The organism is Paenibacillus sp. FSL P2-0322, assembly GCF_037975315.1.
GTDB lineage: Bacteria > Bacillota > Bacilli > Paenibacillales > Paenibacillaceae > Paenibacillus > Paenibacillus polymyxa_B.
The window spans coordinates 4456223-4471324 of sequence record NZ_CP150243.1 but is presented as its reverse complement, the minus strand read 5'-3'; the positions used below and the strand labels follow the sequence as shown (position 1 = coordinate 4471324).

Annotated in this window: 13 protein-coding genes and 1 pseudogene; 13 read left to right on the top strand and 1 reads right to left on the bottom strand. The window is 42.0% G+C overall.

The features are described 5' to 3' along the window. The first annotated feature begins 8 nt into the window (after positions 1-8). The 10 genes and pseudogenes from MKY24_RS19695 (at position 9) to MKY24_RS19650 (ending at position 10114) form a co-directional block, all read left to right on the top strand. Entirely contained in the window at positions 9-401 is a 393-nt protein-coding gene (locus MKY24_RS19695; protein ID WP_071558385.1) for a DUF4280 domain-containing protein, read from the top strand. Between the two features lie 21 nt (positions 402-422). Beyond that, a complete protein-coding gene (locus tag MKY24_RS19690; RefSeq protein WP_339200695.1) occupies positions 423-3329 on the top strand; it encodes a hypothetical protein in 2907 nt (968 codons plus the stop codon). Positions 3330-3345: 16 nt separating this feature from the next. Continuing rightward, complete coding sequence (locus MKY24_RS19685; RefSeq protein WP_023989843.1) at positions 3346-4320, top strand: hypothetical protein; 975 nt, start codon at positions 3346-3348, stop codon at positions 4318-4320. 21 nt (positions 4321-4341) lie between these two features. Continuing rightward, positions 4342-4797 (top strand): hypothetical protein, encoded by a 456-nt coding sequence (locus MKY24_RS19680; protein WP_023989842.1) that lies wholly within the window; start codon positions 4342-4344, stop codon positions 4795-4797. A 124-nt stretch (positions 4798-4921) separates the two neighbouring features. Beyond that, complete coding sequence (locus tag MKY24_RS19675) at positions 4922-5047, top strand: hypothetical protein (RefSeq protein ID WP_023989841.1); 126 nt, start codon at positions 4922-4924, stop codon at positions 5045-5047. Between the two features lie 559 nt (positions 5048-5606). Further along, a pseudogene (locus MKY24_RS19670) lies at positions 5607-6059 on the top strand (SUKH-3 domain-containing protein). Positions 6060-6398: 339 nt separating this feature from the next. Further along, positions 6399-6887 carry a hypothetical protein gene (locus MKY24_RS19665; protein WP_023989839.1) on the top strand — a complete coding sequence of 163 codons (489 nt, stop codon included), beginning with the start codon at positions 6399-6401 and terminating at the stop codon, positions 6885-6887. Positions 6888-7145: 258 nt separating this feature from the next. Further along, complete coding sequence (locus MKY24_RS19660) at positions 7146-7634, top strand: hypothetical protein (RefSeq protein ID WP_339200693.1); 489 nt, start codon at positions 7146-7148, stop codon at positions 7632-7634. Positions 7635-7681: 47 nt separating this feature from the next. Continuing rightward, positions 7682-8320 (top strand): suppressor of fused domain protein, encoded by a 639-nt coding sequence (locus MKY24_RS19655; protein WP_254347614.1) that lies wholly within the window; start codon positions 7682-7684, stop codon positions 8318-8320. Positions 8321-9181: 861 nt separating this feature from the next. Continuing rightward, on the top strand, positions 9182-10114 hold the full coding sequence (locus tag MKY24_RS19650; RefSeq protein WP_339200691.1) for a DUF2167 domain-containing protein: 933 nt from the start codon (positions 9182-9184) through the stop codon (positions 10112-10114). 180 nt (positions 10115-10294) lie between these two features. Here MKY24_RS19650 and MKY24_RS19645 read toward each other — a convergent pair whose 3' ends face one another. Then, complete coding sequence (locus MKY24_RS19645; RefSeq protein ID WP_053325930.1) at positions 10295-11326, bottom strand: PocR ligand-binding domain-containing protein; 1032 nt, start codon at positions 11324-11326, stop codon at positions 10295-10297. Positions 11327-11515: 189 nt separating this feature from the next. On the opposite strand from MKY24_RS19645, the gene MKY24_RS19640 reads away from it, so the two are divergent. From MKY24_RS19640 to MKY24_RS19630, 3 genes are all read left to right on the top strand, one after another. Further along, the gene (locus MKY24_RS19640; RefSeq protein WP_053325929.1) at positions 11516-12649 is read left to right on the top strand and encodes a glycerol dehydrogenase; all 1134 of its coding nucleotides are present in this window, start codon (positions 11516-11518) and stop codon (positions 12647-12649) included. A gap of 1 nt (position 12650) precedes the next feature. Next, a complete protein-coding gene (gene dhaK / locus MKY24_RS19635; RefSeq protein WP_028542485.1) occupies positions 12651-14411 on the top strand; it encodes a dihydroxyacetone kinase subunit DhaK in 1761 nt (586 codons plus the stop codon). Between the two features lie 223 nt (positions 14412-14634). Further along, positions 14635-14886, top strand: a complete 252-nt coding sequence (locus MKY24_RS19630) for a hypothetical protein (protein WP_025723818.1) — start codon at positions 14635-14637, stop codon at positions 14884-14886. The last annotated feature ends 216 nt before the right edge of the window (positions 14887-15102 follow it).

Genomic DNA, 15102 nt, shown 5'->3' with positions numbered 1-15102 from the left:
AAGGGCACATGTCAGACAATGAGTATTATGTCGTACGGGGGGCCTGTATGCGTTGCACTTGCGGGACCCATCCTCGAAAGATCAATTTGCCGAACAGCCACGGGGCTTTTGTTAATGGTAAACCCATGATGAATGAAGGAGATTATTCTCCTGAAAATGTCCCTCATTTTGGAATTTGTAACAGTCCGGAACAGCCGAGTGCCGAGACTATATATCTGATCGCTGAAGATGGCTCCACAATCTCAGGGAAACCATGCCTGCCGATGCTGATGGATAAGTGGAAAAACACAAAAGAACAGACAAAGGTGGAAGGCCAGCCAGCCTTGACGACCTCTTCATTTCAGACTTGTTTATATCATGGATTTATCGAATTTCATACGAATGGCCAGCAGGAGGAGTAGCTGGAAGGGAGGTTTGAAAACATGATAGGATATGATCAGATTCGAATAGATTCCCCCTACCCCATTCAGGTCTTAAAGGATGTTCAGATCGAGTGGAAGCCGAGTGAGCATGGGCGTATTACACTCACAGGCATTTGTAAGGAGTCGAGTCATGCCACGGCTGCGCTAGATGCGACCTCAGAGGATCAGCTACATGTGTATGCGCAGAATGGACAAGAAGAAATCAGCTTGTTTAAGGGTGTCGTCCATACGGTGGAAGTTGAGAACCATAATGGAGTATATACACTTACACTGGAAGGAATCAGTGGCTCATTTGAGCTGGATATTGTCAAAAGAAAGCGGTCTTTTCCTGAGGAAAAACAAACATATAGACAGTTAGTGCATAAGCTTGCTCAAGGCTATGAGCAAAGTGATGTCTTGTTCCAGACCGGAGAGCAGTCGGTAGGCGAAGCCATTTTACAATATGATGAAACCGACTGGGAGCTTATGAAACGGATGGCGAGCCGTTTACATACAGTGGTGGTCAGCGACATATGGGAGTCCGCAGCGCCGAAGCTGTATTTCGGCATGCCTGCTGGCACCCAACGAACGATTCGGAAGGATACGCCTTATACGGCAAGTAAAGATTTAAAGGGCTATCAGTGGGCAGGCGGAACGTCAGCCGGGCTACATGATACCGACTTTTTCAAATACGAGATCGAAAGCGGAGAACGGTATGCTCTTGGAGACGAGGTGCAATTTCGCCAGAAAACAATGATTGTAACTGAATTGCGAAGCCGCATGGAAAAGGGGCATTTGCTATTCAGTTATGTGTTGGCCCGCGCGGAGGGCATTCGCAGTGATTTCATCCCCAATCCCAAAACAATCGGGATTTCACTGGAAGGAGAGGTTCTCGCGGTTCGGGGAGAGGAAGTGAAGCTGCGGCTGACGATTGATAAGGATGATGGGGTATCCGAGCCGCATTGGTATCCATTCGCTCCCCCAACGGGAAGTGCGATGTACAGTATGCCGAAGGTGGGAACACAGGCAAGCCTGTATTTTCCAGATGCGTCTGGTTCCAGAGCAATGATTTTGGGTGCGGTTCGTACAAATGGAGACGGTTGCGCGAAAACGAGTAATCCCAATGATCGATATTTTGGTACGGAGCATGGAAGTGAGCTGAAAATGGCACCGGGTCGCATCCATATCATGGGTGATCCGGGTGGGACATTGCAGATGAGTCTGGACGATGCTACTGGGATTGAAATAACTAGTCCCAAAAAGCTAACACTAGAAGCAGAGCAGAAAATCATTCTGAATACGCCGAAGAAAATCATTATTGACGGAACCAGTCAGGTCATGGCGTACCAGACGGGAGGAAGCACGGGACTTTCGGTAGAGAACGAATACCACGTGTTGGGAGGAAATGTATGGGCGGACGGTAGCGACCGAACCGCGTACCCGCCGTTCGACGATGAGCCGAAGGAAGGGCAGCCACCTCCACCGCCGCCACCCCCTGAACCGTTTAACTGGGGCAAGCTGGGGATGAATATTTTGGGCGGTTTGGCGGTTGTCGCAGCCGTAGCCGTGGTAGCAGCCATTACGGTAGCGACGCTTGGAGCGGGTACGGTGGTCATTGCGGCGGTAGCCGGAGGAGCACTGCTTGCAGGCGGCTTGGGCGTAGCGAGTTTGGCGGCATCGGATATCGCCCGAGGGGAAGTGAGCGACTTTAGTGACTATGCCCTGACCGGCTTAAAAGAAGCGGGGATCGGGGCAGTGTCTGGAGCGATCTTTGGTCCACTCGGTGTAGGAGGAACGTTGCTAAGAAAAGCAGCGATCGGTGGTGTGACAAATGCTGCGGAAAATCTGGCGAGTCAGGTGCTAAGTGGTGAGAAGATCAACTGGGGCTCAGTAGCAAAGGACGCAGGACTGGGCTTTGTCACCGTGGGCGTACTGGATTCCAAAGTAGGCAAGGCCATCGGCGGATTCGCGGAAAAGGTAAGCAGCAAAGTTACACCGCAATGGATTAGCAAAGGTGTAGATGCAGTCGGGGCAGGCTTTGGTAAAGCTGTAACCAAACTGGAGCAGACCGGCAGTAAACTGGGTCAGAAGTTCAATGAGCAACTAAGTAAAATGGCAGATGGCCTCAGCCCCGGGAAGTTGGCCACAGCCAACGGAGCGCCAGTTCCGCACGTTAATAAGATGGACAGCGGACCACTTCCACAGACGGATGTGCAGAAGAATTACAACAAGGTCATGAAGGAAATGGAAGAGAGCGCGGCGAAAAAGGTTGATGGGACGGGTAAAGGTGATTCAGGTGGTAGTAAGGCTGACAATATCAAAAAAGAAATTAAAACTTTAGATGAACAAATAGCGAAATTGAAAAAAGAAGGAAATGAGGATGACCTCAAAAGATTAACACGTAAAAGAAACAAATTGGCAAACAAACTAGATACTAAAGATGAAATTAGTGATAATTTTGACTTGAAAGACGCAAAAGAACATGAAAGAAAAATCGATAACTCTAAATATTTTAGTCATGATAAAGGTGATTTTGGAGAAGAAGTAGCGAAAAAAGTAGCAAAAGATAACAATTTAGGTGAAGACATTTCAGATTTTTTCCAAATAGGTAGGAACGGTGTAGATGCGACATTTTTATCAAAGGGTCCTCCACCAAAATTAACAATGATTGAATCAAAAGCATCAGATTCCGCCAGTTTTAGTTATTCTAATAAACAAAAATTAGGAGGGGAAGCTTATTTTCAAGATATGCTAAAAAGTAGCAATTCAATATATGCGGCTTTTCAGACTAAATTGAAAAAACTAAAAAAGGAGTATCCTGGATTGCAATTTGATTTTATTAGGGTAGAAACAGATTTAAAGATAACCAAAACTGGATTTGGTGTAGACGAATTAAAGATAAAAGATTGGAACAAAGCAATAGACTAACCTTAAGGAGGACATAATGCTAAATCCAAAAAAACTAGAAATGGCGTATAGAAGATACAGTAAAAACTTTGTTGACGGGATCAAATTTGAAGAAATTAAAAATGAATATGAAGAGTGCCAAAGTGAAATAATTAATATCGTCGATTTGAATGCTGTAGAGAAGGATCATATTTTATTAATAGATTTAGACTCAGTTTTCTCATATTACCTCTCAAAATGGAAGTACGATGTTTTAATTAATGGTGGAAATAGAGTAGAAGAATTGAAAAAGATGCAAATGGTCGTTTTTTACCAGTGTATGGGGCAAGATCTTTATAAAATCCGTTACCCTGGGATGATGCCAGAATACTCGTTTCGGGAAGTCATAACAGCCTTAATTCATTTCACGATGTTTGGGTGGGAGAAAGAAGAAAACATATTATTTGACTTTATAGAGAACAACCTTGGAAGTAATATACTAGAAGCTAATGAATGGAACAAACATACGTGGTTTTTATTGGAGTTATACTTACAATATAGAAATAAAACTATTGCGGGAACGAGTCAATACTTGCATATAGCTGTGAAAGAAAAATTCAAGGAAGCTGGGCTTCGATACGATTTAATACCGGAAGACCTGGATGTTTATAAGGGAGTGTTGGAGCAATGGAAAACTCGTGATTCGGAAGTAATTAACCGCCTGATTGGTGAAATGTCACTTTACCACTCGATGTTAGCCTCAGAAATAGGCGAGTCCATGGAATTTGGCGACTTTAGATATGGATTCTATCCATATGAAATATTGTTCTTGCTTTATGTAAGGAATAAATTGAGTCTACCTGTTTTCAATCATTTTGACGATGTATTGATGAACACGCCAGAAGCGAAAATGGAAATTGGAGATCATGAATCTTATCCGGAATGGGACACGCTGTTGCGCCTCATAGATAACTTTTATCGTAAAAATTATCCCGAATATATTCCGAATAAACATGGGGAATTGTTTCAATAATTATAAGCGGAGGAAATCAACATGTCTGATGAGGAAATCGTACAGCTCATATTTGAAGATCGCCAAGACATGGAAGTCATTCTAAGTGATTTGGAGGAGTTAAGTATCTACGAAAGTGTATTAAAATATGGTCTGTCTACGAAGAAATTTCTCTATCTTGATTATCGAGGTGAGCAATCTATGGAGATTGTTAACTATATTTTGGATTATGAATTTGCTCATAACCTTGAATTGGCTTCCCAGGAGGAATTGGAGAAATTGGGGGAATTTGAATATGAGTATGTGCCTGACAAGATAAAAGAAGTCAATAATCTCATTTATCCAAAAAAGTATGGATTGTTTGCTTATCCAACTGGTGGCGACTATTATGCTTTATTTATTGCCAAACTGGAGCACAAATCTAAACTGCTGCGAGAAGATCTATTGGTTGATGAATGGACACCTCCCAAAGAAAGATGTATACAGTATTATTATTAACCCCACTTTCGTACTATAAATCTCTGATCTAACTCCTTGTAAACTTTCCAAAGCTTGTTCCAACTTGAATGATGAGGGGGAATGAGCTTTTTTGCATGCTCAAAATCAGAGGAGGGCAAGAGAAATGGCAAAGCAGGTTCAGGCAGGAGAAGAAAAATTGGGATTGATTTCACAGACACAAGCAGAGTATCAGGAGATAAGAGGCTACTGCCAGAAAGTACAAGGGTCACGGCAACAGGCGGACAGTTAAGATGCGCTGATAGTAGTCAACATTATTTACGGCATGATGAAGGACAAAACAGTATTCCGCATGCCTGAACAAGCAGAAAAAAAGAAAACTAAACAGATGGAAATGCTAGTATTTTAGCAACCATCTTACTTTTCAATAGATTAGCTTTACAACATAGGGAACGGGTAGTGCTAAAGACAAAAGCTAATTGAGAATTAGAGATCTTGCTAGGGAGCAGTTAGAGAAGCATGTTCAGTTCCTCAAAGACGAGAGTAACAATTCAATCCAAGTGTAATGGAATCCTGACTTAATTAAGAAAGTACAAGAAACAAGAGGAAAGCCAAAAACGACCCCAAAAATCCGTACAAGGATGATGAAAGTTTCAAATCATGGCATGTTGAAAATTGTGCTGAGATTCAGGCGGTCATCGACTTTTATAGTCAACATTAAAAATAGAAAATATACTAGTAAGTATCTTTAAAGGTAAAGAGAAGTACTACCAGCCATGTAAAACTGTGAAAAGACATTTTTTGATTTTATTGATGACTTTCATGAATAGTATTTTTGAAAAAATAGGAGAATGCTTATGGATAACTTATCATATGATGCGAGAGAAATACTAATACCAGCAGGATGGAAACCAATTAATGAGGTTGACTTAACCGCAACAGTAAAGTTATTAGAAGCAATGGGGTATCAAGTATTCGATTCAGTGATTGATGCACTAAGCGTATTTGGTGGAGTCGAATATAAATTTAAGCATCCCGATGGAAGTTTGGAAACCTTTATTTTTAGTCCTGAAGAAGCTGTAGGGGATTATTATGAAAAAGAAGACTTCGAGGAATTTGAGGCATGAGTAAAAGAGCCGCTTGTTGTAGTTGGAGAAGCATATCGCGGAAATTTAATAATGTTTATTTCGAAATCCGGGAAGGTATACGGAAAAAATGGATATTCATTATTCAAGTTCGGAGATAACATCTTCGAAGCACTAGATACTCTATGTTTATTTAGAAAACCAGAAGAGGTAGAATAATAAAGTTCAGCTATCGGCTGAAAGGAACCTAGGCAAGATGACGGCGGACATGAATTGCAACTTTTAATAAGGTTAGTACAACAACTATAGTAATGAAGGTAGACAAAGAAAGTTACTTTAATCGCAGTTCAACTACGCGTAGCAGGGATTATTGTGTGAGAAAACCATTTGGTGACGACCGGTCAACCGATACAGGTAAAAGGATAAGTTTTAGGTTAGCACCCTTACCCTCTAATACAATCCGAAATTAACTTTACCTTTGTTTCTAAGTCGTGAGCCTGTTTGGGACAGAGGCGGGGGCGTAACAATAGATTTGTGGGAAAGGTGGTTTGATAAGCTATGAATTACGGAGTACACAGTAATTTAGTTGAAGAGGTTATTCAATTCTCAAATTCTATGATGGATTTTCCAAAAACACAGAGACCTCAAAATATTGTTACAATTAATCAATATGAAGAGGCGAAAAGGCTAGCCATTACTGAAGTTTTCGGTGAAGATGAATATACTTGGTCCGATATAAGACAACTTGAAATGGGAAAAGTTAAGGGGAAGTTGTATAAATTAGATTCTTCCCAAAAACCTAGTGGTTTGGATGAATTAACTGGATTAATAGCTGATGGTCTTAGAAGTCAAATAACGGACTCTTATAGTGATTTTTTTGAAAGTGTTGTAGTAGATTTGAGAAACTGCGCAATAAATCGTGCAATAAATGGTGAGATTGAAAATTTTTACGAACAAATTTTTAGAATCTATAAGGCTGGTGGTTTTCCATGTGGGTGGGATGGTGATTACCCAGAAGAAGGAAAACTTATTGCTTACTTTGCTTAAAAACAGTAATGCTTTTGTTTACTTTTTTTGACTAAGGGATTGTAGATACAATCAATAAGTAGAACGTTATACCAAACTTAAACAAATACTTGAAAAAATCAAGAAAGCTTATTCCAACCAACTTGATCCAATGAGAGAAATAAGCTTTTTTTATATCTAAAAGCATTAGTAAAAATAATCAGAGCACTCCAAAAATAGGCAGCAAGGTCGCACATAAATATTTGTTTCAAAAAATAAAACTAAAATAAGGGGAAGACAATGAACGAAGTAAAGGATTTTTATGATAATAAAATATCTAAAATTGACTTTTTCAGTAACTGTGGGGATGCTATTAATGCTGCATTCAATGTTAATGTTACGCAAGTACGCAACTGGGTTGATGTTGAAAAAAAAGTCAATTCTACTTGGGATAATGTTAGACTCCAAATAAGAAATCAATTAACTTCGACTCTGCATGAGAACTGGCGAGAAGGGTACAGACAGTGGAATAATATTACTATGGAGGCTAAATTATTACTTAAGGACGGAGTCCTTAAAAATATTTCTACATTTATACAAGAAAATAAATTAAATAATTGTATATATGAGAGCGTTGAGTGGGATTTGCTTACTGCAATGATGGAATATGCATATAGCACATATGTAAAACCAGGTTTTCATACAGACTTATTGGAAATATATAATTCAGGGCATATACCTTGTGGTTGGAAGGGTAAGTGGCCTCAAGGAAGCCTATTGATATTCTAACAACCTATGGGGAGACTTAATATAAAGAGATTGCTTAGAAGAGGAAAGTGAAAATATTGGATATAAATGTTCAATTATTAGAACATTATAAGAAATACATTGGTGAGCCAGATTTAATAAACATAGAGACCGCTTCAGAAAGTTTGAATATAAACTTAATCATTTTTCGAGCAAACGAACAACGAGACTATCATACTATTATAACGTCAGGAATGAGCTTATTACCTGCACAAGTTTCAGAGGATAATAAAGATTGGGAATGTACAGAACTCATCATGTATCTTCCGGCATCATGGCCTGTGGCTAAAGAGGATATTAAAGATTTTAAAGATTATTGGCCATTTGGTTGGCTAAGAAAACTTGGCAAGTTCCCGAATGAAAGAAGCACTTGGTTTTGTTATGGAGACACTATACCTAATGGCGATCCTCCAGAACCAATTGCAAATAACAATGATTTTACTTGTATGCTATTATTACCTCCAATTCGTGAAGATGAAGGATTTAGTTCGTTAATGTTAAGTGAGGACAAATTAATACAATTTTTGGTTGCTTGTCCAATATACCAGGAAGAAATGGAATATCAATTATCACAAGGCTTTGATGCTCTTCTTGAAAAGTTTGATGATTATAACGTAAATGATATTGTTAAAGTTAATAGATTAAATACATGTAAACAAGGATGTTAATAGCTAATTAAAGAGAGCAAAAATAACAGATTGTGAAATGAAGTTACTCAATTAATTGACTCCAAAAATTATAATTGATCTTTAAAAAACTTATTTCACTCGAAATATGAGAGGAATAAGTTTTTTTACTTGTAGAGAATGACCAGTTGTGTGCTATGGTAGTCATCCCAATATAGTCCAAAGTGCTATCAAACTTGAAAAGGCATTCCGATAGAGACGACTAAACAAAAGGTAAAAGACTGATGATCTAAGTAGTATGGTGACACTATCAAATACTGGTGAATAACTCCTAGCCCTCAAATAAGCAGTAAACTTCTGTGGGGTCTTCTCAATAATTAGCTTATTTCTAATCAATCAACTCTATGAAAGCCTATACATTCTTTTAAATAAAAAAGTTGACATATGTTTAAAAACAGGCAAAAAGTCACTAAGACTAAAGTCTCTTGTTAGATGAATTATACATTCCTTAATCTGATGAAATTCGACATTTTTTATGCTAGATGGATTGTTCGAAATTAAGCTAGAAGTCAATGGGGTTGTCGTATCAAGGAATAAGCCCCGTTTAGGAATTCATAAGTAGGAAACTGGACCGGAGAAGTAGTGCCATTGCGCAATTGTGCTTGTCCTTTATGAGTATTTCTTATCGCTCATTCACATATTATAAATTCAGTTCGATTAGATTAGAATATTTGCATACATGTGTATAAAAATGAGTATTAAGTCTCGGAAAATCCCTTTTCTACTATGAATTGACAAAATATGAAGCAGTGGCTAATATGGTTGGGGACACGGGAGATATTGGAATTTATAAAGGGGTAATGAGTTTTGAACAAGAGACTAGATAACAGATGTAGTAACAAAATGAAATGGGGCCAAACGATTTTTGGAACGCTGTTGGCGCTTAGTCTGGTGTTACTCAGTGGGGGTAATGCGTGGGCCTCATCCAATGAACAATTAAAATGGATTGAGGGTGGACGAAAGGTAGACCTGGGAAAAATGGCTACGGTTGAACTGGACTCATCTCTTCTTTTCTTGGATGCGGCTAACACAGCAAAGGTAAGCGAGATGAATCATGATAAGCTATCTGGTAAGGAGATTGGGAGTATATTTCCGAAAGATGAAAATCAAAATTGGGAAGTTGTTTTTGAATACGATGAACTTGGACACATCAAGGATGATGAAAAAGAAGACATCGATGCGGATGCCATTCTAGATAGTTATAAAGAGGGTACGGAAGAGAGTAACAAGGAAAAAGCGGAAAGTGATCGTCTGTATGTTACGGGCTGGGATGTGGAGCCTTTTTATAATGAGGCGACCCATAATCTAACCTGGTCTATGCTGGCGGAGGATGGGAACAAGGAAAAACTGATCAATTATAATGTTCGCTTGCTCACTCGTCAGGGTTATATCTCTGCAATATTAGTGTCCGATCCTGCGCATTTGGACGCAGATAAGAAGTTTTTGAATGAGAACATATTACCCAAGCTGACAGTCAAATCAGGTGAGCGGTACGAGGAATTTAATGCTTCAACGGACAAAATTTCCGAATACGGCCTAACCGGATTGATTTTGGGAGGAGCAGGCTTGGCAGTAGCTAAAAAAGTAGGCTTGTTGGCATTACTCATTGCTTTTTTTAAGGGCGCGGGAATTAAGGTTATCATACTTATTGGTGCTGCTTGTGCAGGTATGTTTGGTGTAATAGGCAAGTTTTTCGCCAAATTATTTCGCAAGAAAAAATCGGAATCCGTGCACAATGAAACGAACGTTCAGGATCAGTCAGAAACACTACAGTAAAGATAAAGAAACAATACAACATAAAATTGCTGATAAAAAGGGTATGGTGATTGAGCGCAAATCACCATCTCTTGCAGCTTGAGAAGCACACCAGGACATAAGTAGCTGAGCAGAACTAATTTACATGAACAGATGATCATGGAGACGATAGACCCGTGAATCATCTGTTTTTCGTTTATTTTATCCCTTGTAATACTTTCGGTACACCGCGGGCGTTGTGCCTTCATATTTTTTGAATATTTTAATGAAATATCCCGGCTCATTGAAGCCGAGCTCGCTACTGATCTGAGATACAGGAATATCTGTAGCTTCGAGCAATTGCTTCGCCCATTTAATCTTCAGGCGGGAAAGATAGCTGGAAAAGTTCTCCCCCGTTTCCTTGGCAAACAGCCGACTAAAATAGCTTGGGCTAATGTGGCACAAGTCAGCCATGGCTTTGAGAGAAAAAGTTTCACCCTTGTGCTGAAAAATATATTCAAAGGCGGGTTTTAGTACGGGATTTCCACACGGAATATCCACATCTCCTGAGGAATTCAGATAGGCATCTGCTAAGAAATTATTCATTTCTTTCTTAAGGCTTTCGATATGCTCCAGCGAGTAGCCAGGAAGGATCTCGGACAACTGCGGAGTGGACTGTGTGGCCGACGCCTTCTCGAACATTTCTGCGAGAAGATTTTTGTTCATGGCTTCTTCAACAATATAATTACACAATAAGGATAACATGTTGGAGATCGTCTGAATTTCCTGATAGGTCATGGATGGCAGATCGGCGTAGTCGTTCTTAAGTTCCTCCCATTTGGAACTGTACAGTTTTTCATTTTTTGACGTGAGGATTTGCTCCAGCTGTAAGGCGCTCGAAGGATCGGCTAAGCGGACCTGACCTGCCATGACGGCGCCGATGTACTTATCGTCAATAATGATCGGTACCGCGATGTCGACGATGTCATAATGACAGAGATAAATATAAGGTTTGTTGGAACGCACCGCTTCAAGTCCACCGCGAGAGTCACATTTTTGGCAGTAGGGAAGGAGACTCTCATCCTGGCGAACCTTCTTGCAGAACGATTGGCATTGGCTGTGGCTAGTTACGGGATTCCCTTTATAATCGACGGTGAGAATGGCTAATTTGGTAACGGATGCTAATGAATCCTGCAACTGCTCCCACTTTTTCAAATCAAAGATTTTCTGGATGCTCAAATGTTCACGTATCAAGATTCTCATCCCTTAATGGTAAATTATCCTGTAAGCGATAACAAAAAAGTACAATTTGTGATCTTCAGTGCAAAAAAATACGATTGTAGATTATAATATATTCCTTGATTCCTCCAATGTAAAGTTTACATGGTTCGGTTATAGTTTTAATCAGAACGAAGCCAACACAATCATAAGGAGGAATTATAGATGAGAAAAGCTTTTATCAGCCCAAGCAAATATGTACAAGGTGAAAACGAATTGTTGAATTTGGGTTACTATGTGAGCACCTTCGGCAAATCCGCTTTACTGATTGCGCATCCTGCCGATGTGGCGCGGGTAAAAGATAAGCTTGATTCCACTTTGGATAAATATAACGTGACCTTTATTGAAAGCGGTTTTATGGGTGAGTGTTCCAGACAGGAAGTGTCTAGACTTCAGGAAATTGCTACTGCGAATGGATGCGATTGTATCGTAGGTCTCGGCGGTGGGAAAGCGATCGACGCGGCGAAATGCGTGGCCCAAGGGGAAGCGCTTATCATCTGTCCGACGATTGCTGCGACGGATGCACCGACAAGTCACTCGGCCGTTCTTTACACCCCGGAAGGCGCTTTCGACGATTACGCCTATTTTAAGCAAAGTCCGAGTGTCGTATTAGTCGACACCACCGTAATTGCCAATGCACCAACCCGATTCCTCGTATCAGGCATGGGTGATGCACTGTCGACTTACTTTGAAGCCCGTGCGACCTCCCGTTCTTACTCCAGGGTCAATGCCGGACTGCCTAACGGAGTACGGGAAGGACAGTGTGCGCCAGCAGTAGGTACAAATGCGGCGATTGCACTTGCAACGCTATGTTATGAAATGCTGTTGAAAGACGGTACCAAAGCAAAAGCGGCATGTGATGAAAACCAAGTTACGCAAGCACTCGAAAATATCATTGAAACTAATATTTTACTCTCAGGCCTCGGCTTCGAGAGCGGCGGACTTGCGGCGGCCCATGCGATTCATGATGGACTCACGATTTTGGAAGGCACGCATCATTATTATCATGGAGAGAAAGTTGCATTCGGCACGATCGCACAGCTGGTGCTCGAAAACGCACCGACGGAAGAATTACATCAGGTACTTGATTTCTGTTTAGCCGTCGGTTTACCGGTCTGCTTGGCCGATATTGGCGTCGATCATATCAGCCAGGAAGAACTCATGGAAGTAGCTGCAAAGGCCTGCATTCTGGAGGAATCGATTCATTCCATGCCGTTTCCGGTCACAGTGGAGCAGGTTGCAGCGGCAATCGCTGCGGCCGACCGTATCGGGAGCCAGTACAAAGCGGAGGTAAAGTAGCATGAAAAAGGTCATCAACCGTGCGGAAAATTTGGTCCTTGAGATGTGCAGCGGTATTGCGCTCGCGCATCCCGAGCTGGAATTTCTGCCAAAATACAAAGTGCTCAAAAAAAAGGAATTGAACGCGGAGAAAGTAACGCTCATCAGCGGCGGTGGCAGTGGTCATGAGCCCGCCCACGCCGGCTTTGTTGGAAAAGGGATGCTCGATGCCGCGGTCTGCGGTGATGTCTTCGCCTCTCCCTCACAAATTCAAGTATATCAGGCCATCCGAGCGACAACCGGGAAAAAAGGTGCGCTGCTGATTATTAAAAATTACAGCGGCGATATTATGAACTTTAGAAACGGCGCCCATCTGGCCACTGAAGACGGTCTGGAAGTGGACTATGTAAAGGTTGAAGACGACATCGCTGTAGAAGACAGCCTATATACGGTCGGACGGCGCGGGGTGGCGGGAACGGTACTCGTCCATAAGATCGCGGGTGCAGCGGCGGAAGAGGGCCGGAGTCTGGCGGAAGTTAAAGCAGTGGCCGAGAAAGCCGCTGCGAATGTACGCAGTATCGGATTCGCATTGACTTCGTGTACCGTGCCGGCGAAGGGTACGCCAACATTAGAGCTCGGGCATGATGAAATCGAGTACGGCGTCGGCATTCACGGCGAGCCTGGGACCAGCCGTGAGAAGCTGACGGATGCGGATACGTTGGCAGGCAGAATGGTAACCGATCTCCTTCGAGACATGCAGATTGAAACTGGATTCGGCGGAGAAATCGCCCTGTTGATCAATGGTTTCGGCGGCACCCCTCTGCAAGAACTGTACCTCTTCAATCATTCGGTCACTCGCGAACTAGCAGCGAAGGGGATCACGATCGATCGCACTTTTGTCAACAATTATATGACGAGTATCGATATGGCAGGCATCTCGGTTTCCATCATGAAGCTGGACAACGAACTGAAAACGCTCCTCTCCCATGAAAGCAACGCACCTGCGTTCAAGGTGGCTGGACCTGTTGATCATGTCGTATTCACGGATATTTCAACTGTAGTAGACGAAAAGCGGCAAGTATCTTTTGCGGTGGAAACGGACCCTGCCTTCGCGGTTATTGAGAACAACAAAGTTACGTTGAACAATCTTATCTATTTAGTCGATAAGATGAGCGAGGTTATCATCAAGAATGAGGTACCTTTCTGCGATCTTGACTCTCATGCAGGCGACGGCGACTTTGGCATGAGCGTTGCTAAGGGATTTCGTCAGCTGAAACGGGAATGGAGAGACATCCTGAATCAAGATTCTTTGACGATGGGAGCCTTTCTTCATTCATGCTCGCTCGTCATCATGGAATATTGCGGTGGCGCTTCGGGTCCGATCTGGGGTTCAGCATTTCGCGCAGCGGCACGATCTGCGGGCGAACGAACCGAACTCACCGTTTCCGAATTCGCGGATATGATGCAGGCTGCGGTGCAAGGCATACAATCAACAGGCGAACGTTCTTTCGGCAGAGGAGCCGTCGTTGGCGATAAAACGCTTATAGATGCATTAGTGCCATGTGCGGATAGCTGGTTGGAGAGCGTAAAATTAGATTTTGATGTGAAGGCAGCCTTTGTAAGTGGTGCTCAAGCCGCTGTATCAGGGGCCAAAAAGACGGAAGACATCGTGGCGCGCATGGGTCGTGCCGGAACGGTCGGAGAGAGAAGCCTCGGTTATCCAGATGCGGGGGCTTATGCGCTTGGGGTGATATTTACGGAGCTCGCTGAGTGTTTGAAATGATTCTCTATATATCCAAAATTACTGTCGCGAACACTTCATTTAGATATCCATTCTGTAACACTCGCTAATTCTTAAAAATTCAAGGTTTGTTCATTGCAATTGATGTGCATTAGGTTTATAATTTCAGACGGATTCAAAGGGCTTATCCCGGAATCCATGGGAGTTCATCCCATCTGAGCTAGCTTACTGCATGCTCAAATATGAATTAAGCGAGGGATTTACAATGAAAACCTGCTGCACCATCCAAGTTGACGAAGACAGTTTAGTTATTGATTTGCCAGAAGAAGGAACCACGCTAGAGTCCCTGCTCGGTGATATTGAGAGCTGTGGAGGTAGTGAAGAACCTTGGCTGCAACTTATAGACAAGGTAATAGGTAACTCATCTGAGACTGTACTGACAGATCAAGCGACGGATGGCGGCGATATGAAGGAAGATCAGACGACCAAAGAGCCTCAAGCAACCGCTCAGGGGTAATAGGGAGATCATACGTTAAGACGATATTTGTAACATTATTCGATCACATATAAGATCATCTATAAGACTGCTATACCGAGCTAAAGCATCGGGAAGCAGTCTTTTTTTATTAAACAACTAAAATTCTCCAAATTTTGCAATTGGCAAATGAGTCTTTTGTCCCTTTAGTACTCCATAGTAGCCAACTAAGCAGAACTCATCCCAAAACCGTGACTT